Annotated in this window: 24 protein-coding genes; 10 read left to right on the top strand and 14 right to left on the bottom strand. The window is 68.4% G+C overall.

What is annotated here, in order from left to right:
- Positions 1-59: 59 nt before the first annotated feature.
- Positions 60-659: an HD domain-containing protein gene (locus tag DEIPI_RS0119965; protein ID WP_027482939.1), complete on the top strand. Its 600-nt coding sequence runs from the start codon at positions 60-62 to the stop codon at positions 657-659.
- Between the two features lie 283 nt (positions 660-942).
- Here the strand turns inward: DEIPI_RS0119965 and DEIPI_RS32960 are convergent, their stop codons facing one another.
- Both DEIPI_RS32960 and DEIPI_RS0119955 read right to left on the bottom strand, forming a co-directional pair.
- Positions 943-1,272, bottom strand: coding sequence for an N-acetyltransferase (locus tag DEIPI_RS32960; protein ID WP_052351853.1), 330 nt, complete (start codon positions 1,270-1,272; stop codon positions 943-945).
- Positions 1,273-1,491: 219 nt separating this feature from the next.
- Positions 1,492-1,983 (bottom strand): hypothetical protein, encoded by a 492-nt coding sequence (locus tag DEIPI_RS0119955; RefSeq protein ID WP_027482938.1) that lies wholly within the window; start codon positions 1,981-1,983, stop codon positions 1,492-1,494.
- 178 nt (positions 1,984-2,161) lie between these two features.
- Here DEIPI_RS0119955 and DEIPI_RS0119950 point away from each other — a divergent pair, with 178 nt between their 5' ends.
- The 4 genes from DEIPI_RS0119950 (at position 2,162) to DEIPI_RS0119935 (ending at position 5,288) form a co-directional block, all read left to right on the top strand.
- Entirely contained in the window at positions 2,162-2,428 is a 267-nt protein-coding gene (locus tag DEIPI_RS0119950; RefSeq protein WP_027482937.1) for a hypothetical protein, read from the top strand.
- Positions 2,429-2,668: 240 nt separating this feature from the next.
- The gene (locus DEIPI_RS32955; RefSeq protein WP_045234780.1) at positions 2,669-4,138 is read left to right on the top strand and encodes a DHA2 family efflux MFS transporter permease subunit; all 1,470 of its coding nucleotides are present in this window, start codon (positions 2,669-2,671) and stop codon (positions 4,136-4,138) included.
- A 145-nt stretch (positions 4,139-4,283) separates the two neighbouring features.
- Positions 4,284-4,592: a hypothetical protein gene (locus DEIPI_RS0119940; protein WP_027482936.1), complete on the top strand. Its 309-nt coding sequence runs from the start codon at positions 4,284-4,286 to the stop codon at positions 4,590-4,592.
- A 153-nt stretch (positions 4,593-4,745) separates the two neighbouring features.
- The gene (locus DEIPI_RS0119935; RefSeq protein ID WP_027482935.1) at positions 4,746-5,288 is read left to right on the top strand and encodes a DinB family protein; all 543 of its coding nucleotides are present in this window, start codon (positions 4,746-4,748) and stop codon (positions 5,286-5,288) included.
- Positions 5,289-5,686: 398 nt separating this feature from the next.
- On the opposite strand, the gene DEIPI_RS0119930 is transcribed toward DEIPI_RS0119935, so the two are convergent.
- The 3 genes from DEIPI_RS0119930 to DEIPI_RS0119920 all read right to left on the bottom strand — a co-directional run bounded on the left by DEIPI_RS0119930 (position 5,687) and on the right by DEIPI_RS0119920 (position 8,797).
- Positions 5,687-6,880, bottom strand: coding sequence for a hypothetical protein (locus tag DEIPI_RS0119930; RefSeq protein ID WP_027482934.1), 1,194 nt, complete (start codon positions 6,878-6,880; stop codon positions 5,687-5,689).
- Positions 6,881-7,053: 173 nt separating this feature from the next.
- On the bottom strand, positions 7,054-8,229 hold the full coding sequence (locus DEIPI_RS0119925; RefSeq protein ID WP_027482933.1) for a COG1361 family protein: 1,176 nt from the start codon (positions 8,227-8,229) through the stop codon (positions 7,054-7,056).
- A gap of 64 nt (positions 8,230-8,293) precedes the next feature.
- The gene (locus tag DEIPI_RS0119920) at positions 8,294-8,797 is read right to left on the bottom strand and encodes an allene oxide cyclase barrel-like domain-containing protein (protein ID WP_027482932.1); all 504 of its coding nucleotides are present in this window, start codon (positions 8,795-8,797) and stop codon (positions 8,294-8,296) included.
- 456 nt (positions 8,798-9,253) lie between these two features.
- Between DEIPI_RS0119920 and DEIPI_RS36890 the strand changes: the two genes are divergently transcribed.
- The 4 genes from DEIPI_RS36890 to DEIPI_RS0119900 all read left to right on the top strand — a co-directional run bounded on the left by DEIPI_RS36890 (position 9,254) and on the right by DEIPI_RS0119900 (position 14,583).
- Positions 9,254-9,466: a hypothetical protein gene (locus DEIPI_RS36890; protein WP_157463831.1), complete on the top strand. Its 213-nt coding sequence runs from the start codon at positions 9,254-9,256 to the stop codon at positions 9,464-9,466.
- Positions 9,467-9,697: 231 nt separating this feature from the next.
- Positions 9,698-11,131 carry a hypothetical protein gene (locus tag DEIPI_RS0119910; protein ID WP_169737164.1) on the top strand — a complete coding sequence of 478 codons (1,434 nt, stop codon included), beginning with the start codon at positions 9,698-9,700 and terminating at the stop codon, positions 11,129-11,131.
- Between the two features lie 904 nt (positions 11,132-12,035).
- Positions 12,036-13,115, top strand: coding sequence for a hypothetical protein (locus tag DEIPI_RS0119905; protein WP_027482929.1), 1,080 nt, complete (start codon positions 12,036-12,038; stop codon positions 13,113-13,115).
- Between the two features lie 514 nt (positions 13,116-13,629).
- Positions 13,630-14,583: an aminoglycoside phosphotransferase family protein gene (locus DEIPI_RS0119900; RefSeq protein ID WP_052351851.1), complete on the top strand. Its 954-nt coding sequence runs from the start codon at positions 13,630-13,632 to the stop codon at positions 14,581-14,583.
- Positions 14,584-15,024: 441 nt separating this feature from the next.
- On the opposite strand, the gene DEIPI_RS32950 is transcribed toward DEIPI_RS0119900, so the two are convergent.
- The 6 genes from DEIPI_RS32950 to DEIPI_RS0119870 all read right to left on the bottom strand — a co-directional run bounded on the left by DEIPI_RS32950 (position 15,025) and on the right by DEIPI_RS0119870 (position 19,610).
- Positions 15,025-15,915, bottom strand: coding sequence for an alpha/beta fold hydrolase (locus tag DEIPI_RS32950; RefSeq protein WP_052351850.1), 891 nt, complete (start codon positions 15,913-15,915; stop codon positions 15,025-15,027).
- A 266-nt stretch (positions 15,916-16,181) separates the two neighbouring features.
- A complete protein-coding gene (locus DEIPI_RS32945) occupies positions 16,182-16,541 on the bottom strand; it encodes a cupin domain-containing protein (protein WP_045234779.1) in 360 nt (119 codons plus the stop codon).
- Between the two features lie 38 nt (positions 16,542-16,579).
- Positions 16,580-17,518: an alpha/beta fold hydrolase gene (locus tag DEIPI_RS32940; protein WP_045234778.1), complete on the bottom strand. Its 939-nt coding sequence runs from the start codon at positions 17,516-17,518 to the stop codon at positions 16,580-16,582.
- A gap of 213 nt (positions 17,519-17,731) precedes the next feature.
- On the bottom strand, positions 17,732-18,478 hold the full coding sequence (locus DEIPI_RS0119880) for a ferredoxin reductase (RefSeq protein WP_211238326.1): 747 nt from the start codon (positions 18,476-18,478) through the stop codon (positions 17,732-17,734).
- On the bottom strand, positions 18,466-19,077 hold the full coding sequence (locus DEIPI_RS0119875; protein ID WP_027482926.1) for a molybdopterin-dependent oxidoreductase: 612 nt from the start codon (positions 19,075-19,077) through the stop codon (positions 18,466-18,468). Before DEIPI_RS0119875 ends, DEIPI_RS0119880 begins: the two co-directional genes overlap by 13 nt.
- 89 nt (positions 19,078-19,166) lie before the next feature.
- Positions 19,167-19,610, bottom strand: a complete 444-nt coding sequence (locus DEIPI_RS0119870) for a DUF302 domain-containing protein (protein WP_045234777.1) — start codon at positions 19,608-19,610, stop codon at positions 19,167-19,169.
- A 209-nt stretch (positions 19,611-19,819) separates the two neighbouring features.
- Between DEIPI_RS0119870 and DEIPI_RS0119865 the strand changes: the two genes are divergently transcribed.
- The gene (locus DEIPI_RS0119865; RefSeq protein ID WP_157463830.1) at positions 19,820-20,275 is read left to right on the top strand and encodes an META domain-containing protein; all 456 of its coding nucleotides are present in this window, start codon (positions 19,820-19,822) and stop codon (positions 20,273-20,275) included.
- A gap of 68 nt (positions 20,276-20,343) precedes the next feature.
- Here the strand turns inward: DEIPI_RS0119865 and DEIPI_RS0119860 are convergent, their stop codons facing one another.
- The 3 genes from DEIPI_RS0119860 to DEIPI_RS32935 form a co-directional block, all read right to left on the bottom strand.
- Positions 20,344-21,270 (bottom strand): LysR family transcriptional regulator, encoded by a 927-nt coding sequence (locus tag DEIPI_RS0119860; protein ID WP_027482923.1) that lies wholly within the window; start codon positions 21,268-21,270, stop codon positions 20,344-20,346.
- Positions 21,271-21,365: 95 nt separating this feature from the next.
- Complete coding sequence (locus tag DEIPI_RS0119855) at positions 21,366-22,325, bottom strand: LysR family transcriptional regulator (protein WP_027482922.1); 960 nt, start codon at positions 22,323-22,325, stop codon at positions 21,366-21,368.
- Between the two features lie 229 nt (positions 22,326-22,554).
- Entirely contained in the window at positions 22,555-23,547 is a 993-nt protein-coding gene (locus DEIPI_RS32935) for an alpha/beta hydrolase (protein ID WP_045234776.1), read from the bottom strand.
- Between the last annotated feature and the right edge of the window lie 71 nt (positions 23,548-23,618).

Below are 23,618 nucleotides of genomic sequence, written 5' to 3'. Positions count from 1 at the left end.
GCACCCCTTCCACGCGAGGGCAACCCCACCGAACCCCACCCCTTCCACGCGAGGATCTGATGACCATCTCAACGAACGACGCCCTGCAACGACAGTTGACGTTCATCACCGAAGTCGAAGCGCTCAAACGCGTCCTGCGTCAGACCGTCACCGTCGACGGTCGACAGGAGAACACCGCCGAGCACAGCTGGCACGTGTGCGTCCTCGCGATGGCCATGCACGAGCACGCCGACGATCCGGACGTCGACCTCTCCAAAGTCATCCGGATGCTCCTGCTGCACGACATCGTCGAGATCGACGCGGGCGACACCTTCGCCTTCGGCGCCGCCGGCCACACCGACAAGCACGACCGCGAGCAGGCCGCCGCCCAGCGCCTCTACGCCCTCCTTCCCGAAGGGCAACGTGGAACGTGGCTTGCGCTGTGGAACGAATTCGAGGCGGTGCAGACCAAGGAATCGAAGTTCGCCAACGCCATGGACCGGCTGCTCCCCGTCGTGCAGGCCGTCAGCGCGCGGGGAGGCTCGTGGGTCCGTCACGGGGTGAGCCGCGCCCAGGTTGAACGGCGCGTCGCCATCATCGAGCAGGTCTCACGGCCGCTCTGGACGCACGTGACCGAGCTGCTCGACCACGCCGTCGAGCAAGGCATGCTCCGCGCGTGACCTCGTGGACGCGCCGCGACCCCCTCGTGTGGTGGCCGCGGCACGTTCATGAGAACGGCGACGGGCGTCCCGTCCCGCCTGCCCGGGTCCATCCGCGCAGCTCACGGAAACCGGCGCTGACCCCGTCACCGAACCTGCCTTCCGGCGCCAGGGCACGTTCAGCGGCGTTTCTCGTCGTCACTGACGCGCACTCCCGGCGGTACCTCCTGCTCGCCCGTCACCACCAATCCCAGCCGCTCGTACGGACGACGAGCAGGGACGTTCGGACTGCCCGTCGAGACGATCACCGCGCCGCGTCCAGTTCTCGTTCTTCCACGAAGTCGAGGAGTGCCCGCGCGACGCCGCGCCGGAACAAGGAAGGGTGCACCATCACTCGGTGCACGTCCAGGACGTCCAGGGCGCGCTCGCGGGCAATCACGACGGGCACACGACGGCGCTCGAACCAGCCCTGAAATGTCTCACCGCCGCGCGGCAGGTCCGCCACGCCCTCGCGCAGGGGCGGCAGGTCGTGCCATTCGATCAGCTCGGCCTCCACACGGAACGTGGCGCGTTGCAGGTCGAGCGCGGCCGACACCTGCCGTTCATCCCGAATCTCGAGCAGTTCAATCGCCACGAGCCGATCCTTTCCTGCTTCGGCTGGAACGGAGCAATGAGCGCCACACGCCTGCACCGTCGTGAATTCGAGAACGCACGGTCGCGCCGTCCGCGTCCAACCCGTGCCCGTCGACCCCCCCGACCACGCGGGCCAGACCGTTCCGCCGTGACGAAGACGGCGAGGCAGTCTCGAGCGGTCCTCGCGTCCCTTCGCGCCGCCGTGTCCGCTCGGCAGGCGTCACTTCATGTTGCGCGACAGCGTCCAGGACGTCTTGAGCTGAGTCAGGGCGGGACGCCACGCGGAGGCGGTGACGACCTTGCCGCTCACCGGACGGTCGTGCTCCCACACCACCACGTCGCGCACCGCTCCGCTCGCCGTGACGAGGTGCGGGTCGCTCACCCGGACCTTCACGAGCCAACGCTGAGCGTCGAGCTTGAGCGGCTCCAGGGACATCACGAGCCAGCCGTTCCCGGTCTTGAGTCTGATCGGGACGCACTCGCCCTGGTCCATCCGCTCGACCGGCAGTCCGAGCGCACGCGCTTCACCCTTGACGAGCAGCTCCAGCGTCCTGACGGGCACCGAGGCGTCCGGGGATCCGGCGACCACGCAGAGGCCGCGGGCGGCGGCGAGGTTACCAGGAAAATCAAAGGACAGCGAGTCCTGCGCGGCCTGCGCCGTCGTCACCGACGCGGCGAGCACCGCGAACATCAGGGCGGGAAGTTTCGACATGCGCTTCATTCTCGCCTTCCGCCTGATCTGCCGCTGATCCAGCCATATCCTCCCACCATGACGAGCCGCGCTGGGCGGTTTCACGCTGTCACGGGCCAGTCATGCCTGGGCAGCTACGGTGAGGGCATCGCAAACGGTCAGTCGCCGCGCCGAGTTCCGGCGCCACAGGAGGATCATCATGGACAGGACCGCCCGTTCCACCCGGCTCCTCGACACCACGTCCGTCACCTTCACGGTCCATGTGAAACTGCACCGCGGCTGGAACCAGACCAGCGCCGCGGATCAGCTGGTCCTGCTCACGAGGCTGCGCGGCGTCCGCGACGTCACCCTCGACGAAGCGACCTCCACCGCCGTGATCGTACTCACCCCGGGCAGCGAGGGCGTCGTCGAGCGGCTGCTCGCGCTGGGATTCGACCTTTCCGACCCGCAGCGCTCCGTCGCCTGAACGCAGCCCCGAGCGTCACGCCGCCATACCCCGGACGGAGTACGGAGGCGCGCGGACGTTCCCGGCACGACGGACGCTGCGGTGTCAGGTGTCCGTCACGACGAGCGGCGTAGCGTGCCGTGGTATGCACCGAGGTCGACTCCGAGATCGTTCCGACTCCCCTGACACTCGCCTCCTGACGTCCGGTCGACGCGCCCCCGCACGACCGCCCAAGCGGTCATTCCTTCGGGTTCGCCGCTCGTGAAGTCCGCCCCGCCCTCCGGGCTGTCCGCAGCGCACCGCGCCCAGATCGTCACGCTGCTGACCGCGACCTTCGTGGTGATCCTCAACGAGACGCTCCTGAACGTCGCCCTGCCCCGCTTGATGACGACGTTCCGGGTCGCGGCGACGAGCGCGCAGTGGCTCTCGACGGCGTTCATGCTCACGATGGCCGTCGTGATCCCCACCACGGGCTACCTGCTCCAGCGCTTTCCCGCACGGTCCGCGTTCCTGCTCGCGATGAGTCTGTTCTGCGTCGGCACCTTGCTCGCGGGCGTCGCGCCTTCCTTCGAAGTGCTGCTCGCCGCGCGTGTCGTGCAGGCCGCCGGGACGGCGGTGATGGTGCCTCTGCTGATGACGACGACGTTGACGCTCGTTCCGCCCGCGCAGCAGGGCGTATTCATGGGCAACGTGAGCGTCGTCATTGCCGTCGCCCCGGCGCTCGGTCCGACCGTCGCGGGCCTGATCCTGCAGTGGCTGGCGTGGCGGTTCCTGTTCCTGCTCGTGCTGCCCGTCGCGCTGCTGGTGCTCGTCCGAGGCGCCCGGCATCTCGGCACGGAACGCCCCGCACGTCACGTGCACCTCGACGTTCCTTCCGTACCGATGTCCGCCGTCGGGTTCGGCGGGATCGTGTACGCCCTGAGCCAGGGCGCCGGACCTGCCGCCTCGGCGTTCACGGAGACGGCGTCGCCCGTCTCGCTCACGCTGGGCGTGCTGAGCCTCGCCGCGTTCGTTGGACGGCAGCTGCACCTGCAGCGAAGCGAACGGGCGCTGCTGGACCTCCGCGTGTTCAAGTCGGGTGCGTTCACGGTGAGCGTCACGTTGATCGTGGTCGCGACAATGACCCTGTTCGGCGGGGCAATCCTCCTCCCGATGTTCCTGCAGACGATCCGTGGCCTGTCCTCGTTGCAGACCGGCTTCCTGCTGCTCCCCGGCGGGCTGCTGATGGCCGCGCTCGCTCCAACGGTCGGTCGAATGTACGACCGCTACGGCCCTCGCCTGCTCGCGCTCGTCGGCGCGGCGCTGCTCGCCATGACCTTCTGGCAGCTCAGCCTGCTGACCGCCGCTTCACCCGTCGTGCTGGTCCTGATCCTCCACCTGCTGCTCAGCGCGGGGCTCGCGTTGATCCTGACGCCTGTGTTCACGAGTGGCCTGTCGTCATTACCTCCCCAGCTGTTCGCGCACGGCAGCGCGGTGCTGAGCAGTCTGCAGCAGGTCGGCGGCGCCGTCGGAACCGCGCTCCTCATCGTCGTCATGACGAGCCGGACGGCGCAGTTCTCCCAGGCAGGGCAGACAGCGCTGGCGGCGCAGACGCTCGGCATGCAGGGAGCCTTCCTCGCCGCTGCCGGTGCCGCCGTCCTCACGGTCGTCCTCGCCAGCTTTCTCCGGGGACGGGCCGTCACCTCGCCTGCCAGCGACCTCCAGAACGACACGGCGACAACTCAGCCCTGAAGGGCCGCCGCTTGACCGTCACGCTCGACGGCCCGCCGCGCCACCCGCCTTTGGAGTTCCTCAGGAGGATGTATGCTCCGATTCCGTCACGTGCTCGCCCTCAACCTGCTGCTGTCCGGATGGGCGAGCGCGCAACCGCCGCCCCATGTTCTTCATCGGCGTGGACAGCAACCAGAACCACCTCGGGGACTTCGACAAGAACCCCAAGACCATGAACCACGGCCTGACCAGCATGCTCAAGCGCGTCGACGTGGCGGTCTACGAGACCATCAAGGCCGTTGACGCGGGCGCCTTCAAGGGCGGCACGCAGGAGTCCGGCCTGAAGGACAACGGCGTCGCCTACGCCCTCGACCAGTACAACACGGCCCTCATCAGCAAGGCCCAGCAGGCGACCGTCGCGAAGGTCCGCGCGGACATCATCGCCGGCAAGATCAAGGTCCCGAGTACTCCCTGAGGCTTCACCGCACGGCTCACGGCACATGCTGTCACGGCACTCGGCGGTCCATGCCTGGGCGCGCGACTCCTCGGACGGCCGCCGGGTGCGCTGGTGCGCTGCCGAGCAACTTCAGCTTCTCCCCTGCCCTTTTCAAGGCGAAAGGAAGTTTGTATGACCCAGCAACAGCCCACTCCCCTGACCCGGTACCTGCCGAAATCCTTCGCTCGTCCCGAGCAGCCCCTCCAGGAAGCCCTCGATGCCGCACGCACCAGCATGCGCATCTTCCAGGCGTGGCTGGCGGACCTCCCGGAGGCTGTCCTGAGCGTCCCCACGACGCCCGGCAAGTGGAGTCCGGTCGAGCACGCCGACCACCTCGTCAAGACCAACCAGGTGTTCGCAGCGCTGATGGACATCGCCGCGCGGGATGAAGCGCTGCCCGAGCTGGGCGTGGGGTACGTCTACCCCGACGGGCGCCTCGTCACGCTGAGCGCCATGGAACCAACGTCCGAACGCTCGCGCGACGAACTCCTCACCGACCTGCAGGACAGCGCCTTCCAAGTGGAGGCCGCCGCGCTCCGACTGCAGGACCTGGGAAAGCAGGAGACGCCCTGCATTCCCGGGTGGATCTTCGCGCCGATGAACGTCCGGGAGGCCACGCAGTTGCTCGGCGCGCACTACCGACGGCACATGCCCCGAGTCGAGAACAGAGCGTAGTCTCAGCCCGTCTCTACCCCAGGTCACGCCGTGAACTCCTCATTCCCGTGCCGAACGACCAGCGCGCAACTTCATCATGCTCGGAGGATGCCGAAGGGCATCCTCCGAGCAGCAGCGTGCGTTGAAGCCGCATTTGCCTGCAAAGACCAGCGAGGACTCGGAGCCCACGGGCAAGGACTGTTGTGGATGGGGCAAACGGGACGGTTTCTTCGGAAAGGAACGCCTCTGTCCAACGCCACCCGCCCGTCCGACCCGGCCCTGCTCGACGAATTCCTCCCAACCGACGATCGGGTCGGGGCGGCCATGACGACAGGTTCACGCGTACCCCGGCGACTCAGGGGACGGCGTGCCGTCCCCTGTCGCCTCACCGTCGTGCTCCCCCGCTCCACTGCGTCGGCTCAGTGGACGCGTGTGAAGACGGTCGATTGACCGTCGGGAAGGGTGAGCAGGAGTCGGCCGTCCTCAAGGACCGTCCACTTCAGCGTCAACGTGGTGTTCGGCAGGGTCTTGTCGAGGTTCAGCTCAGGGTTGCACGAACTGCTGTACTTCGTTCCGGTCGTGTCAGGATCGAGCGTCAGGGTGTCACCGTCGACGTGCAGCACTCCCGCCGCGTGGGAGGTCGTGGCTGCGGAACAGCCGTAAACCGTGGTCTGCAGCAGGCCGCCCTTCTGGAACGTCCCGTCGGCCATGACCTTCAGGTACGCGCCGGTTCCCGTCTGTGGCGCCCATCCATGGGTCGTCGTGTAGTAGGGCGCTCCCGTGTTCGCGCCTGCGGTCCACACGCCGATCAACGCCGCAGGAGGCCGACCGGTGGGTATCTGCGGTGAAGAAGGCATCCTGCTCAGGTTCAGGTCGACATTCGCACGCGGGACCTGAACGTTCTCGGGGCCGCCCTGAACGTTGTGATGAATGCCGATCAGGTCGTCCGGAGTGAACATCCCGTCCCTGGAGGTGTCCTGCCAGGCCATCACGAAGACCGGGCCCGCCGGGACGTCCGTGAGGACGTACTCACCCTGCGGGGTCAGAGGCGCCACGACGGCGTTCGTCCGGTCACACCGCCCGTCAGGCGTTGGTGAGCAGGTGAACACCACCGTCCGGTCGGGACGGACCTGCGCGTCCGGCACGGTGACGCGGCCGGTCAGCACGTTCCCGGCCTGAGCGCCCTGCCAGGCGACCTTGATGTTGACGTTCGTCTCGACACCGTAAACGACCCTGACGTACTCACCGTACAGGTCGCCCGTGTCGATCGTCTGACTGTCATTGGTGTCCTTCCACGCGAAGACGCGGTACCGGCCGGGCGTGAGGTCCGCGATGGCGTACTCCGCGCGTGCACCGCGGGTCCTGATGCGGGCGACCTTGTAGTGGTCGGCGCAGAGGTCCCTGCCGATTTCACAGGCGACCACGACGGTCCGATCGAGCGTCGCGTCCAGAGGCGCCTCGATGGTGCCAGCGAGGTCAAAGCGGCCCGAGCCGTCATTCGCGGGTAAGGTGGAGGGACTGCCGCAGGCGCCGAGCAGGACGGCGGTCAGGGCCGTGACGACGCCGAGCCGCGTGAAGGGCGTGCAGAGGCTGAACGGAGCGTTGAAGCGCATGCTTGACCTCCCGGCAGACGGACGCACAGGTCAGCGCGTCACGATCACGTCGTGACGGCGACTGGGGGAATGGAGCGGTCACGCTCGACCGCCCGGGCAGTCCGTTCATGCCTATCTCCTCGGTGGGAAGGCGAGTGGTCCTGCGGACGCGGGCTGAACGCGGTCGCCCTCGTTCACTGCAACAGGTGTTCGAGCAGGGCGCGCGCGTTCGGGGAGGTGATCCGGTCAGGGGACACACCGAGGAAGGTCGCCTTGCTGGTGTGGAGTTCCCCGAGGTTGTCGTTCGTCAAGGCGACGGACGCGCTGACGTTCTCGCCGCGGCTGCCCGTGACGCCGGTCGTGTAGAGCCCCCGGGTGCTGGTCTGCCCGAGGGGTGAGAAGGCCGCGCGGATGGTCTGGCCGCCCATGACGTCGAGCGGGCCGACGTCCGAGGCGGGAGCGCTCACGGGTTGCGCCGTGAACGCGTCCTGTACGTACTGCGCGTTGTACCCGGCGACGCCGAACACGTCGCGCAGGAACGCCTTGTGCCTGGTCAGCTCGACCGAGTCGCCCGCCTGAGGTGAGGTGGTCTGGAACACGTTCGCGGCGCCCGCGAGGTTGACGACGAGTGCCGGAGAGATCATGACGAACCTGCGGGCGTCCCCGCCGAGGTACGCGGCAATGTCGTCGAAGTCCTGCGTGACGGGCCGCTGGTAGGACTGGTTGCCGGTGTACCAGACGACGCCGGTGTAGCCGCGCATCATGGTCGCGCTGGGACCCCTGATGATCGAGGTGGCGTCCATGCTGGCGTTCTGCACGGCGTACACGTCCGTGGTCCTGGCGCTCATGGCGGCCCGCATGAACAGATCCAGCTCGGAAGGCGCTGCGTTCGGGTCGGGTGCGTGCGCGGGCGTGACCGTCCAGTTGTTGGCGCTTCGGTCGGCGTCGACGAGCAGCCACCGCTCCACGTTGACGGTCACGCCGAGGGTTTTGCTGACGGCGCCGTTCGTTCCCCTGACCGTCACGGGGTACGTCCCGGCGGGCATATTCGCCCCGACGGTGAGCGTCATGGCGCGCTCACCGTTTTGGTCGGCGCTGAACGTCCCCGTGATCGCGTCCGCACCTTGGCCGACGTGCGCGCCTTCGAGGCTCAGCGTGACGTTCCCCTTGGGCGTCTGGGGGCGGGTGACGCGGACGGTGACGGTTCCGGTCCGGGCGGGATTGATGTTGAGCACTCCGGATCGAACCGAGAGTGTGAAGTCAGGATCGCCGGCGGCGCCGTCCGGTGTGGCGGGGTTGGTGCCGCACGCGGCGAGCGTGACGGTCAGGACGAGCAGGGTGGTGGGCAGCTTGATCGAAGGTCGGGACATGCGAACCTCTGGGACGTACCGTGGTTGATCGGTGCTGGAGCGCGAGGGCGGACGGGCAGGTCGATCAGCGGTGGACGTTGATGGTGACGCTGCCCTTGCCGTTGCCGAACTCGACGAAGGTGATCTGACCGTGCGCGCCTTCGTACGCGCCGGTTCCGCCCACGATCGCGAGGACCTTGGTGGGGTTGTTCGTCATGACGCCCTGAGCGGCGATGGTGCCGCCCGGCAAGGCGTACGTGGCGACGCAGGAGACGCGGAACGGGTCGCGTTCGTTCATCGCGACGCGTGTCACCGTGCAGGCACCACTGTCGAAGCCGACGCGTTTTCCGTTCTTGAAGAGCAGATCGTCGAACACGGTCTGATCGCCGACGCTGACGCCTTTGTCACCGACGTCGACGAGATGGAAGGGACTCGTGACGACGTCGAAGGTCAGCGTTTGTGAGGAGGTGGCACGTGAGGGAGCGCCGGCGCCTCCGGCGAGCGAGGTGGACGTCGCGCCGATCAGGCCGAGCAGCGTGACGCCCACGAGGGCGAGGGTACGGCGTGATCGCAGATGAAGCTGAGTCATTTTGAGCTCCTGCGGGGAGGAAATGAGGGCGTAGGCGTCCGGGGGCCGAGTGAGACGAGTTGGGGTGTCCGAGCGGTTCGACGAGGACGACGCCTCGGAACTTCCGGTCGGTGCGTTCGAGCGTGATGCTCGGGTTGTGTTTCCGGATGGGCGGCGCGTCGCCGCCCGCCCGGCTTGACACGCTCACCTTAGGCGGCGCTCCCTGACAGGGTCGTGACACATTCATTCCGTCACGAGGGGAAGGCCAGGTACGGCGGAGGGATGGACGGCAGGTCGCGCGTGGTGAGGTGGGACCGGGTTGCCGCAGCGTGCGTGGGAAGTGGATGGTGTTGCACGCGCCGGAATGACGTCGGTACCCTCCGCGACGTGTCACGGGAACGTCACGGCGTCCTGCGTAAGGTGATCGTGGCCGCACTCGCTTTCGACACTTCCAGCGCCAGTCGGCGGGAGATCACCATGCAGCAAGAATCTCAGCAGGAACAGGACATACAGGGCAGCGAGACGCCGCCCAGCGGTAACTTCTACATCCTGCGCACATGGCGTGAGGGTGACGGCACGACCGGCGCGTTCCGCGCGTCCATCCGCAAAGGGACGGACGGACCGAGGCGGTACTTCGCGCACATGGACGACGTGCTCGAATTCGTCTACGCGGAGCTGCTCAGAACCTGAGCGTACCCGGCGTCCTCAAAGCAGCCGACGTGACGCGTGACGCACGGAGCGTGCCGTCGTGAGTCCCGGCGGCCAGGGCGCGCTCGATTGGCGCGAGGAGCCCGGCGTGATGGAGAGCAGGAGCCGGTCCCTGCGGTCGTGGTCATCGTTGCGCTCGATGGCCCGCGGCCGCACCCGTCTGAGGTCGGGAGGGCGGTGCGGACGTGGTAGCGTGAACGAGGTCGAGACAGGATGCCGCGAGCGAAGTTACCTTCAATCAAGGAGATGGGTGCGTTCGTCGCGAAATGCTGGCGCGACGCCGGGTACCGCTTGGACGACGCGCACGCCCTGGATCACGAGGACTACCGGGTGCTGGCGCAGGCGGACGTGCCTCTGGATCAGGCCGTGAAGACCCACTGGTACGCGTGGTCGCTCGTGACGTCGCTCACCGACCGTGGGGAGCCCCTTTCACCCTCGGCCGTGGACGCCATCGTGCGCGGCGCGAGCGGCGACCGGGCCGGCGCGCTCGAACAGGCGCGGGTGGTGTTCGTGGTGCCGCTCGGGCGGTACTACCGCCTGCCCACCCGCGTGAACAAGACCGGCTTGCAGGCCGCGGTGGACGTCGGCCTCGTGGAGGGCGGCGCGAAGGCGCCCGCGCGCAGCGCGGGGGCGTTGACGGACGAGTACCACCTGATGGTCGCGACGCACCCGGCGCGGGCGCTCGCGCGCGCGCTGATGGGTCCGCAGACCTGGGACCTGGAGACGTTGACGTACCACCGCAGCGGCGTGACGATCGAGCTGCGCGGCGTGTCCGAGGAGGAGAAACGGGAGCTGGTGGAGCAGCTCGACGCGCGTTCGGCCGATCTGATTCAGTTGCTGCTCGTCGAGCAGCTCGAGGGGGACGCACCCAGACGTCCGGACGCGTTGAAGGTGATGGCCGCGGACGTCGCGGCGTCCTACGGGCTGCTGCCGCACCCGAAGGGTGGCATGCGGACGGAGGACCTCAGGAGGGTCGGGCGTCAGATCCGCTTTCTGGACGCGCTGCACATCTCCGTGACGGTCGACGCGAACAACCAGCCGGCGGTGGATTTCGGCGTGCCGGTCGCGACGAGGGTGAAGAGCGTGGTGGGCGCGTCGAAGGTTCTGCACGTGTACAATTCCGTCGAGCTGGTCAGCACGAGCGGTGAGAAGATCCCCCGGGAGTGGACGGTGGGACTCGGCACGTGGATGCAGCTCTTCCCGCGGGAGTACGCGCCGCTGTTCCGCAACCTCGTGCAGCTCCCGTCGAACTCGGCGAAGTCGGTGTGGACGAAGAAGATCGGGTTGACGCTGGCGCTTCGTTGGAATGTCGTGACGGGCATGCATCGGTCGTTGAGGGTCACGGTGCGGGATCTGCTCGACGAGGCCGGGCTGCTCGGCGAGGCGGAGCAGCTGCGCAAACGGGGTGAGGCGAAGGAAGCGATGCAGCGCCTGACGCAGACGCTGGACGCGTTGCGTGATCATCAGGTGCACGGCAACTGGATCTGGGAGGAAGCGAGTCACGAGCGGATTCTGGCGACGCAGCGGACACACAAGCACTGGAAGGCGTGGCTGGAAGCTGAAATCGTGCTTGACGCGCCCGCGGCGGTCCTGACGGGTCTGCGTGCGAACGTCTCGGCCCTCCCGGACGCCAACTCCGACGGTTGAGGGCGCTGCCGTGGTCACGGAAGGTCGGGTGTTTCGCGCATTTTTTGAGTGTCGGACGGAGTGCGCGCGTCTTCGTCGCGGCGTGTGCGTGACGCGCGATGAGGCGTAGGGCACGTCGGGCTGACCGCGCAGTATAGATTCCACAGTCGGGTCGGGTGTTTCGACGTGCCGGGCAGCGCTCGGTGGCGAGTGCGGCGCGCGATCGTGGCGCGACGTCCCGATTCTGCCCGCGGGCAGGTCGGGTGTGTGGACGCTGTGCATAGACGCCACAGTCGGGTCGGGTGTTTGTCGTATTGATGCCACAGTCGGGTCGGGTGTTTGTCGCTCGTCGGGCGGGGCTCACGAGGTGCCGTCGGTCTGGATCGAGTCGCCGGACGTGCCGTTGGCACACCCCAGTCGGGTCGGGTGTTTCGAGCATTGTTCCCCCACCTGGCTCGGGTGTTTTGTCCATAGATGCCCCAGTCGGGTCGGGTGTTTCGTGGATAGATACCCCAGCCGGATCGGGTGTTTCAGGAATAGAATCCACAGCCGGGTCGGGTGTTTTGAGCGCCGCGCGCCTGGCAAACGCGTGCCACACGATACCCACTCTGCCCGGCCGGCCGAGCGGGCCATCTCGATGCTTGTCGCCCGCTCCGCTCCGCATGGCGCGCGCGCGAGGTCCGGAAGGCGAAAAGGGGCATGCTACCGTGCTTTTAACGTCACTGCCCTGAGGAGGACGACCCTAACCGAGAGAGCCCGAACGCACAACAGAACGCCCCCGGCGAACCGGGGGACGCGATTCCCGACGAAGGTCGGGATGGGAACTTATTGCCTCGTACGCGGACGACCCTAACCACGTCCAGCATACGGGAGGGTCGACCTGTGCCGCAACAAGGTGAAGGGCGCGTGAAACGTGGAGTTGTCGTTGACCGTCGATCCGGAGGTGCGCGCGTTTCTCGCGCGGGTCGCGCCGGACTACCTCGAAAGCGTCGAACGTGGCGACATCGCGGTGTCGCCCGAGCACACCCCGTTCACCGAGGACGACCACGAGGAGACCGAAGAACCACCCGCGGCGAAAGCCCCGCGAGGCTGGCGGGACCGCCTCACCCTCGCGCTGGGCGCGAGGCCTGACTTCTCGCTCGCCTGGTCCGAGAGTGTCGAGTACCTCGCGCCGGTCCGCACGCAGCTCGGGCGGACCTACCGGCTGGTGGTGCTGCTCGTGACGCTCGCGCGGCTCGCGCGAAATGAGCAGGAACGCGCCGTGACGGTCGAGCTTTCACACTGGGAAGCCGCGGCGGTGCTCGGCGTCAGCACCAGCACCATCGAAGCGCTGCTCGCCGCGGGCAGTCCCACGGCGAAGCTCGTCAGCCGCTTCGCGAGTTGGAGTGACGCTCGACGTGACTGCCGCGCCGGAAGTCGGCTCCCGCCGGTCGTGACGGTCGGCAAGGCGTACACGGTGTACCTGCATGACCGCGCGAGCGACGCACTGAACGGTCGCCGCGTGAAGCTGTCCGAGCCGCCCCGGGTGCTCGCGCGGAATTTCTTCCGTGACGTCCGTGAAGGCGTGACGGAAGCGTTCGCGCGGACGCAGGGGATGCTGCCACGCGCGAAACGCGGGACGAACAAGGTCATGCGTGGCGATCACGTCCCCTCCGGCGCGGCGTGGTGGGTGGTGCAGCGGCTCGTGGACCGGGTGACGGGGCTCGACGCGGAACAGGTCGAGCTGGACCCCGGCGTGACCTGCTTCGAGCTCGACGCGCAGCTCGCGAGTCCACCTGCTGGAGATGCGGCGTTGCTGCGCGCCTGGGTGCAGGACACGACGTCCATGCTCACGGCCCTGTTGAGTCCACGTGATCATCTCGATTGGTGCGCGGTCGTGTGGACAGCGCTGCGAGATGGTCGGCTGGCGAGACTCCGGGACGCGGCGCATCACGTGCTGGTGCGCAAGCGGGACGCGTCGGTCCGCAATCGCAGCGCGCTCCTGCATTACTTCCTCTCCAACTGATCCACCCCTGGTCAGGTCCGTCCGAGCTTCGAGCCGCGGCGGTCTTCCGTCATGTCGGGTGGGGCGCGCAGGACCGGAACCCGCACGCAGGATCAGGGCGGAGACGGGGACGGTACCGGGAAGTTGGGTGGCCACCGCCGCCACTTCACGTTCGAAGGCGACGGTGACGGATGCCGGAAATAGCGGGTTGGTACCGCTACGAGTCAGAAGAGAGAACAGGAATTACCTCTGAATGTTTTGATGACCTTTCTGTCTTTTATGTGTCGGCGTTACCTACTCCCTATTTCCTGCCGCTCGGTCGGATGACCGTCGCGGTCCGCTGCACCTTCCCCCGGTTCTCCACGAAGCGCTCGTAGGGCACCACCAACCGCCGGAACTTCTGAAGCCACGCGAACGGCGAACGGCCGCTCCACCACGCATCGCCTCTTCGCCTCTTCGCTCCCTCGTCATGCCAGAGCGCCCGTCGACGGCCGCTCCTGCTTCAACCCTGCCTCCCGTGTTACCCTCGCCCTCGATGGCAGACTCGGACGCACCTCCCGTCGTCGTGCACCCCCAGGTGCGGGCGTACATCGAGAGCCTCGGCGAGCAGGGCCTCGTCTGGCTCGACGCGCTTCCCGCGCGCGTGAACCGGATCTGTCAGGTCTGGTCGCTTCGGCGGGGCGCTCCCCTTCCCGGCGGGAGCCGCTCCTACGTGTGTCAGGTCACCACCGAGGACGGTGAGCCGGCCGTCCTCAAGGTCGCGCTGTCCGAACCGGGCCTCGACACGCAACTGCGCACCCTGCTCGCCGCGGACGGCGTCGGGTACGTCGGCGTGCTCGCCCACGACCTGCGGGAGGGCGCCCTGCTGCTCGAAGCGCTCGGTCCCACCGCCGACGAGGTGGAAGGCGACGTCACACGCGTACTCGACTTCACCGCCCGTACACTCCGGGATGCCTGGCGGGTCCCCTCGGATCTGCTGGGACCCGCACCGACCGAGCAGGAGCACAAGGCGGCCGGGCTGCTCGACCTGCTGGGCACGCTGAGTCACCACGCGCCGCCGTCCGCGCGGAAGGCAGTGAAGAGAGCGGAGACGTTGGCGCTCGATCGGTTGGCGGCGCGTGACGTGGCCCGTCAGGTGGTGGTGCACGGCGACCCGCACACCGGAAACCTGCTGCGGGTTCGGGCTCCCCGGGCGGGAGCGGCGTCCGGGTACGTGCTGGTCGACCCGGAAGGCTTCCGGTGCGAGCCGGAGTACGACCTGGGCGTCGCGGTCCGCGGCTGGAACGAGACGCTCCTGGCGTCGAGCGACCCGCGGGCGCTCCTGCGGGCGTGGTGCGAGCGGCTGTCGGTCGAAACGGGGACGGACGCGGACGCCATCTGGCAGTGGGCGTTCATCGAGCGGATCACCACCGGGCTGTACCTGGCACATCATGGGTTGGCGCGGCTGGGAGCGCCTTTCCTCGACGTTGCGACGCGGCTGGTGGACTGATGGACACGCCGGCCGGACGACGGCGGGCGTGAACCAGGCGCTCGGGCCGCCTCTCGCAACAGGGCGACGACCTGGAACGGCCCGAACGTTCATCCGGCCGGCAGGTCGTGACCGTTCCGCGCGTTCGACCGGCGGGAGGACGATGCGGCGTCGCACCAACGACGACGGACCCGCCGCTTCTCCTGCGGCGTCGACGTCATCCACGAAGATGGCGAGGTGCGCGCCGTCCAGCGCGAGCGTCACGAGGTCCGCGGGCGTCGCTCGGGTCGTTCATGACGCGCGCCTCCGGGCCGCGGGACGCTCCACGAGCGGAGAACCGAACGCGCCGTCCAGCCGTGAGGTGGCGCTTCAGGCCCGCACGGCGCGTCGGGAGTCACGGAGGACGTGGAGCTGCCGTGCGGTGTGGCGGGGCCGAGAGTCGGCCCCGCCACTTTAGTGGTTTCAGGTGGTGGCGCTCGCGCGGGGTGCGGCGCTCGCTGCCGCGGCGGCCCGCAGGATCAGGTTCGCGGTGGTGTCCGCCGAGGAGATGCCCACGACGTGCGATCCGCCTTTGATTTCGACGGCCTCGCGGGCTTTGGCGCGCTGCGCCATGAAGCGGTGGGACGCGACGGGGATGTTCCTGTCCAGCTCACCGAAGATGAACCAGGACGGAATGACCTTCCAGGCGGAGTTCCCGGTGGCTTTCTCGTTGAGCGCCAGGTCCGTGCAGGGCCGCTGGTTGACGGCCATCTTCGCGGCCTGCGCTTCGGGGATGTCGGCGCAGAACTGCGCGCGGAACTCGGACTGTTTGATGTACAGGTCGTTGGTGCCGTCACCCAGCGGGATGGGCGGCGCGAGCGTCGGTCCGAGGGTACTGCCGGGGAAGCGGCCCGACAGGTCCGCGGCGCTTTCACCGGGTTCGGGGGCGAACGCGGAGACGTACACGAGCGCTTTGACTTTCGCGGGGTCGGCGGCGGAGCTGATGACCATGCCGCCGTAGGAGTGACCGACCAGCACGACCGGCCCCGTGACGCTCTTGAGGAAGCTGGCCAGGTACGCGGCGTCGTATTTGACGCCGCGCAGGGGGTTGGCGAGCCCCACGACCGGGTAGCCGGCGTCACGCAGCTTGCTGATGACGTCGTCCCAGCTGTTCGATTCGGCGAACGCGCCGTGCACGAGGACGATGGTGGGCTTGTCCGACGTGGTGTTCTGGGTCATGGCGTTCTCCCCTTCCCTGGCGCTGCGCGCGCCTGCTTGAGCGAGATTCGAGGCGCTCAGTCCGATGGCGGCGAGGGACACCGCCGAGGTCTGGAGCATCTGACGGCGTGACATCCCTTTGGAGTCTGCGGGCATGGAAACTTCCTCTCGGGGTGCGCGGGAGGCGGCGTTGGACGTGAGCGGCCGGGACGGCGGTCGCGTGACGATGGGCGGGTGTGGTGGGTGCGGCGCGTCTAATGAAGGGCGAGGTGGGTGCGGTGCGCCCCGTGAGGTGGACGTCCGGGGGGACGTGGTGTTGAAGGCCCGGTGGCGCTGGGCGTGCGGTTGGGCGGCCGCGGGTTCGTGGGGGTGAGGTGCTTGGAGGCATGGGCGGCTCCTGGTTGAGGTGGGATGCCGCGTGGTCACTCGACAAAGGTCGTGAGTGGCTGGTCCGCCTCGACGATGTAGGTGGAGAGCATCATTCCGGTGTCCTCGCCGACGTCGAGGGCGTTGTGCGGGGTGCGTGGCGGGATCAGGAAGGGATCGCCCGCGTGAAGGGTGACGGTGGGCTGGTCTCGGTACATCATTTCAACGGTGCCGGCGATGATGTACCCGACCTCTTCACCAGGGTGCATGTGCCAGCCGGACTCCACCCCGGAGGGAATCTCGGTGAGGACCTGAACGATGTCCCGACCCGGGATGGACGAGCGGCTGTGCTGCAGCTCGGTGCGCTTGAGTTTGCCGGCGAGGACGTCGTTGGGTGACGTGGGGTTGCTGGTCATCCTGGCTCCTTTGGTGGCCTGACCGTGACGTGCTGGGTTCAGGCGGTCGAGGTGGCGTGCGGGTCGAGGGTGCTGACTTCCAGCACCGCCCGGGCGAACGCGTCCGGCGCTTCCTGCGGCAGGTTGTGCCCCGCGCCGAGCACCTGGTGATGTCTGCGTGGGCCGGTGAAGTGCCGCGCGGAGGGCGATCCGTCCGTGGCGGGGAAGTTGCCGTCGGCGAGGCCGTCGAGGGTGACGGTGGGCACCGTGATGGGCGGTTGCCGCGCGAGGGTGCGTTCCAGCGTGTCGTAGGTGGGCGCGCCGGGCGCAAGGCCGAGCCGATGACGGTACGAGTGAATCACCACGTCGACGTAGTCGGGGTTGTCGAACGCCCTCGCGGCGCGGTCGAGCGTGGCGTCGTCGAAGGTCCAGTTGGGGGAGTTGCGTGTCCAGATGACTCGCGCGACGTCCCGCCGGTAGGCGCTCAGTCCGGCGCGTCCACGTTCGGTGAGGAAGTAGTAGAAGTACCACAGACCCGCTTCGAGGTCCGGGCGGATGGGGGTCATCGCGGCGGCGATGTCCTGGATGAGGTAGTTGCCGACGCTGACGAGACCCGCGCAGCGATGCGGCCACAACGCGGCGGTGACGCAGGCGGCCCGGCCGCCCCAGTCGTACCCGGCGAGGATCGCGCTGGGCACCTCGAGCGCGTCGAGGAGCGTCACGACGTCCGCGCCCAGCGCGGCCTGCTGGCCGGAGCGGGGTGTGTCGTCGTTGAGGAAGCGGGTGGGGCCGTGCCCGCGCAGGTACGGCACGATGACCCGCTGACCGGCCGTGACGAGCGGTGGGATCACGTCGACGTAGCTGTGCACGTCGTACGGGAAGCCGTGCAGCAGCAGCGTGACCGGTCCGTCCGCCGGGCCCGCCTCGAAGTACGCGATTTCCAGGAGGTCCGTGCGGACGTGACGCAGCGGTTCGAGACGTGGCAGGACGCTCGTCATGCGCGGAGCTTTCGGTGGGGGGGTGTGACGTCACGGTTCGTCGTGAGGTTGGGAGGAGCGCCTCCATCGGCGGCAGGGGCGTGCTTCACGTTCGGCTCCTTGGGTGGTGGTGTTGCCGTTATGGTGGACGCGCGGAGGGTTCCCGTCCAATGCGGATTTGTCGGTGATCAATGCGTGTTCGGCGTATTTCGCGTGGCGTGGACCAGGGCGCGCTCAGGCGGTCCTGCCGGTCGGTCCGAACCGTTCGGTTCTGACGTGGTCAGGGGTGAAGCCGAGCTCCACGAGGGTGCGGGCGACGCGCTCCACGAACCCGGTGGGACCGCAGACGAACGCGGTGGGTTCGGGGGTGCCTGCCGGGCGCGTGGTCACGGTGGCGAGCGTGGTCGCGCCGACGCGTCCGGTGAGGCCGGTCCAGCCTGGTGGGGCGGTGCGGGTGTAGGTGCGGGTCAGGACGAAGGACGCGTCACGTCGGGCGTAGTCGTCGAGTTCGTGCGCGAACAGCGTGTCGTCCGGGGCGCGCAGTGAGTACAGCAGCGCGGCGGGGACGCCGTGCGGCCTCGTGAAGCGGGCGCGGAGCATGCACATCAGCGGCACCAGCCCGGAGCCTCCGGCGACGAGCAGCAGCGGCGCGTTGCCCGGAGCGTCCCACACGAAGTACCCGCCGATCGGACCGAGCACCTCGAACTGATCGCCCGGGCGGGCGTCATCGACGAGGTACGGGCTGACCTCACCGTCCTGGACGCGCACGACGGTCAAGGTGAGGTGCTCGCCTTGCGGGGTGGACGCGATGGAGTAGCTGCGCGCCGCCTGGTCGCCGCGCTCGTCGGTGAGGCGCACGTCGACGTGCTGTCCGGGTCGGTGTCCGGGCCAGCCGGGGACATGCAGGTGCAGGCTGCGCGCGGAGGCGTTCTCCTGGTGGGTGTCGAGCACCCGGGCGACGCGCCAGGTCAGTCCTCCCAATAGCGTTCCTCCTTCCAGGGGTCGGCGTGGTTGTGGTAGCCTCGCTGCTCCCAGAAGCCCGGGTGGTCCTGCTGGATGAGCTTGAGGGCGCGGACCCATTTGGCGCTTTTCCAGAAGTACAGGTGCGGGACGAGCAGCCGGGCGGGTCCTCCGTGTTCGGGCTCGATGGGGTGACCGTCGTACTGGTACACGACCCAGGCTTTCGCGCCGAGGACGTCTTCGAGGGTGAGGTTGGTGGTGTACCCGCCGTCGCAGGTGGCGAGGACGAAGGGTGCCCGACGGCCGGCGAGGTCGAACAGCGTGTCGAGGCGGACGCCACGCCAGCGGGTGTCGTACTTGCTCCAGTGGGTGACGCAGTGGATGTCGGTGGTGACGTCCTCGGCGGGAAGCGTGAGGAATTCCGCCCAGGTCCAGCGGGTGAGGAGCGTGTCGTCGTCGTACACGCTGAAGTCCCAGCGGGCCAGCGGTGAGGTGGGCGTCGGTCCGGCGGACAGCACGGGAAAGTCGCTGGTGACGTACTGTCCGGGCGGCAGTCGGGCAGGGTCGGTGTCACGAAGTCGGCCGCGGAAGCCACGCGTGACGAGCGGTTTGTCGGTCATGACTCCTCCAGGAGGCCCCGCCGTGGACGTGACGTGTGACGTTCCGGGCTGAACGGGCGCGTCGTGTGAGGTCGTGCTGCGGTGAGGGTTCAGGTGCTGGTCGCGGCTGCGTGGACGAGGGCGCCTATGCCGTTGATCGCGTCGATCAGGTCGGGGGGAAGGTGATGCCGGGCGGCGAGGGTGGTCGGGTCGACGTAGGAAATCCAGCGGTCTCCGCGGTCGTCTTCCCAGGCCACCGCGCGGAGGGGCAGGTCGAGCGCGACCGTTTCGGAGGCCTGCATCAGCGCGGTGCCCGCGCGCGGCGCGCCGAAGACGAGCAGCAGGGTGGGGCGTAAGGTCAGTCCCACCCGCGCGGCTTCCTGCGTCTGGTCGAGCCGCAGGAAGACGGTCAGGCCGGCCGCGCGCACCCGGGCGTCGAGACGGTCGAGACTTTCCCGCGCCGGATGCGCGCTTGGAACGTGGATGACGCCGCTGACGTCGGACGCGCTGGTGGGGGCGTCGTGTGGAGGATCCGCGTTGGGCTTGGGTGTCATGGGACCTCCGGGCCTTCAGGGAACCGGGGACGCGTACACAGGCGGGCGTACGTTGCTACGTTGCCGTCATGATGCCTGGCGGGTAGAGCGTCGTCCAATCGCGAGTTCCGCTGCGCTTATACCGGTTGCGCATCTTGCCCGCCGGATGATGTTCGCGTGGTCGGGCGGTCGGAGGCCGTGTCGTCCGGGTGGAGGTGTCGGGTGGTGACGTGGCGGGTCAGATGTTGATCACGCCTGCGGCGCAAGCTCGTCGGGTGCTTCGTTTCGTGTTTCTGTCCTTGATGATGTCCGGTGGTTCGCTCGCGTCGGTCCCGGCGCCCCTGATCGGCATCTGGCAGTTGGAGGCGCCGGCGCAGCCCGCGGGACCTTCCGGTGCGGCGCCGACGGTGCAGTTGACGCTCAGCAGCGGCGCGTTGCGGGGCGCGTATGGGTGTGGGCGGTTCAGCGGCCGGTTCGAAGCGTCAGGTCACAGGGTCGCGCTGAGCGCGTCGATGTTGCCGCCCGCGCCGAACGAGCGCTGCACCTTCGCGATGGAGCTGCCGTTCATTCATGAGTTGAACGCCAGCACGCGGTACGTGGTCAGCCGTGATCACCTGCTGCTGTTTTCCGGCAAGCAGCGCCTGACCTTCCGCAGAATTGGGTTCGTCACGCCCGAGCGGAACTGAACGGCGCGGTCGATCACGGTGGACGTCGGGTGAGCGTCCTCGGCCGTGCGGCGGAGGACGCTCACCGGTCAGGTGGGGGTGAGGTCGGGCGTGACGGTCACGCCGAGGGTTTGTGCCGCCTCGACGAAGTGACGGAGTTGCGGGTGGTGGTTGTGTGGATGCCAGGCCAGCGCGATCTCGAAGGGCACGTCCGGCTGAACGATCGGTCGGGACTGCACGCCGCCGGGCAGAACGTCGTCGAATTCGGTGATGCCGAGCAGGACCCAGCCGTTGAGGGCCACGAGGTGCAGTTTGTCCTGAACGGCGTGGAAGTGACTCACGCCAGGTGCGACGCGCAAGTCGAACCCGGCGGAGCGTGTGCGGCGGTTGAGGTGCTCGAACAGACCCTGGTTCAGCCCGGGCGGCACCGGGTACAGCAGGTCGTCGGCGAGGGCTGAGAGTGGAATCTGGTCGAGGGCGCACAGGGGATGCGTGTCGGGCAGCAGCGCCACGCAGCGGGTACGCCACGTCACGTGCGTGGCGAGGGTGCCTTCGTAGCCGTAGGGCGCGATGAAGGCGGCGTCCTCTTCGCCGGTGGTCAGTCGCGCGGCGTGATCTGCCGCGGCGGGCGCTTCGTGCCATTCGAGGCCGCTCGTGGGATGGTGGGTCTGGTACAGCGCCGCGACGTTCTCCCAGGGGCTCAGGCGTCCGTAGGCGCTCAAGCCGATCCTGAGGTCACGCAGCGATGCGGACGCGACGGCACGCACGTCCTGCCGGGCGAGGTCGAGTTCGGTCAGGATGCGTCGGACGTGCACCTCGAAGGCCTGTCCCGCGGGGGTGAGTTCGACTTCTCGGCGGCCACGTGATCGGATGACCAGTTCAGCGCCGATGCGGGTTTCGAGGTCGAGGATCAACCGGCTCAGGTGCGGCTGCGTGAGGTTGCAGCGTCTCGCGGCCCGTCCGAAACTCAACTCTTCGGCGAGCACGACGAAGCAGCGTAACTGTCGAATGTCCATGCGTCCTCGTTCTGGCGGCCCGGGCGAAGGTGACCCATGGCCGCTGGCGCCGTCGTCTCGGGTGCGGTTGGGGTTGTGACGGGCGCGCGCCTCGGTCATGCTCGCGTGGGGTACGTGACGGGTCGATCGTGGAAGCGGGGTGGGGACGCGGCGGTGTTCTCGTGCCCGGGCGGGTCGGTGCGCACGGCGGTCACGAGGTCGAGGAAGCGGTCGACGTTGGGGCTGTGCAGATGCCACACGGCGACGAGTTCGACGTGCATGTCAAGGCCGGTGAGCGGCCGCAGCACCACCTTTCCTGGCAGGGGGTGCGCGGAGCCGACGTTCAGGTGCAGGCCAAGCCCGGACGCGACGAGACGCCGGATGTCGTGGACGCCTGGGGTGGGCTCGCGCTGCCCGAGCCACCGAATGCGGGCGTCCGGGTGGGCCGCGCGGGCCGCGCGCGCGAGGTGCGGCAGCAGACCGTCCACGTGTTCCGTGTGGATCGCGAGCAGGGTTTCCCCGGCGAGGTCCTCGGTGGAGATCACGTCTTGAGCGGCGAGACGATGGTCGCGTGCGACGAGGACGGTCAGCGGTTCGGTGACGAGCGAGGCGACGTGCAGGTCCGTGAGGTTCGCCGGGAGTGTCGTGACGCTCAGGTCCACCTGTCCCGTCAGCAGGGCGGCGCGGCCGTGTTCGGCGTGAACGCTCTGGGGGAGGACGCGGACGTTCGGGTACCGCCGCCGGAAGGCGCGCAGCAGTTCGACGACCAGGGTGCCGTAGGCGGATTCCTCCAGAGCGACACGAAATTCGGGCAGGGGGCGTTTGGCGTGAAGTCGCTTGACGCCGTTGTCGAGTTCGTGGAGGGCGGCCCGGGCGGCCGCGATGAACTCGGCGCCTTCCGGGGTGAGGGTGACGTGCCGTTTGTCCCGGTGGAACAGCCGTGTGTGCAGTTCGTCTTCGAGCTCGGCCACGAGACGGCTGAACGCGGGTTGTCCCAGGTTGCAACGTTCGGCCGCCTTGGTGAAGTTCAACACGTCGGCCAGCACGATGACGCTGCGCAGTTGTCGGATCTTCATCGAGCGGTCCTTTCCGTCAATTGACGCGCTGCCGTTCGGGTCTTGAGCCGGTCACGTTTCACGGTCCGGTGTGCTTGGTCGTCGGCTGGAGGGTACGTGGTGTCGGAGCGCGGCGTCTATCGCGCCCGTACAGCAGAGGTTCGCCCCTGTTCGCAGATGTGACGTGCGTGCGTGGGGTCGGCTGTCCGGTCGGGTGGGGCGGGTGCGTTCCGGTGAGGTGCTGACCGCGTCAGGGGGTGTCGAACGCGCGCTGAAGCGCGGCGCTGGCTTGCCGGACGGCTTCCCGCGTGGCGGGGGTGTCCTTGAGGGCGTTGAGCATCATGAAGTCGTGGATGGTGCCGAGATAGCGCAGCATGGTGGTGCGGACGCCGGCTGCGGCGAGTTTGCGTGCGTACGCTTCGCCTTCGTCGCGAAGTGGGTCGTTTTCATCGACCAGCAGCAGCGCTTCGGGCAGGCCGGTCAGGTCCTCGGTGGTGGCGCGAAGGGGTGAAGCGAGGATGTTCGCGCGGTCCGTTTCGTTGGGTGCGTAGGAATCCCAGAACCACTGCATGGCGCGCCGGGTCAGCCAGGGACCGTCCGCGAAGGTCTCGTAGGAGGCCGTCTGGTCGTTCGCGTCGGTGACGGGGTAGAACATAAGTTGCATCCTGAAGCTGACGTCTCCGCGCTGCTTGGCCATCAGGGCGAGCGCGGCGGTCAGGTTCCCACCGACGCTGTCACCGGCGACGGCGAGGCGGGTGCTGTCGAGCCGGGCGTCGTGACCGTGCCGCGTCACCCACCGCGCGGCGGCGTAGCCCTGCTCGAGAGCGGTGGGAAAGCGCGCTTCGGGTGATGGGGTGTAGTTGACGAAGACGATCGCGGCGCCGGATTGCGTGGCGAGGTCACGGATCAGGCGGTCGTGGGTGTCCTTGTCCCCGAGGATCCAGCCGCCACCGTGCAGGTACACCACGGTGGGCAGGAGTTCCCGCACGCCTTTGGGACGCACCACGCGGACGCTGACGTCGCCGACGTCCCCGCCGGGAATGACGCGGTCTTCCACGTCCGCGTCGGGGCCGATGGTGCCCTGCTGGGCCGCGCGAAGCGTTTCGCGGGCGTCGTGCGGGGTGAGGGTGTACAGGGGCGGGCCTCCCGCCGCGGCGAGGGCGTCCACGAAGTGTTGGGTGACGGGTTCGAGGATGTTGGCGTTGGCGTATCCCGGGACGGGCACTTGCGGACCTGCGGTCATGTGGCGCTCCTTTACGGGAAACGGGCGAACGGTGAGGGCGTGGCGGCGCGTGGAGCCTGCGGTGATGACCC

Origin of the sequence: Deinococcus pimensis DSM 21231, from assembly GCF_000519345.1 — a bacterium.
Classification (GTDB): Bacteria; Deinococcota; Deinococci; order Deinococcales; family Deinococcaceae; genus Deinococcus_A; species Deinococcus_A pimensis.
Note: the sequence above shows the minus strand (reverse complement) of the source record. Positions and strands in the feature narration are given on the sequence as shown.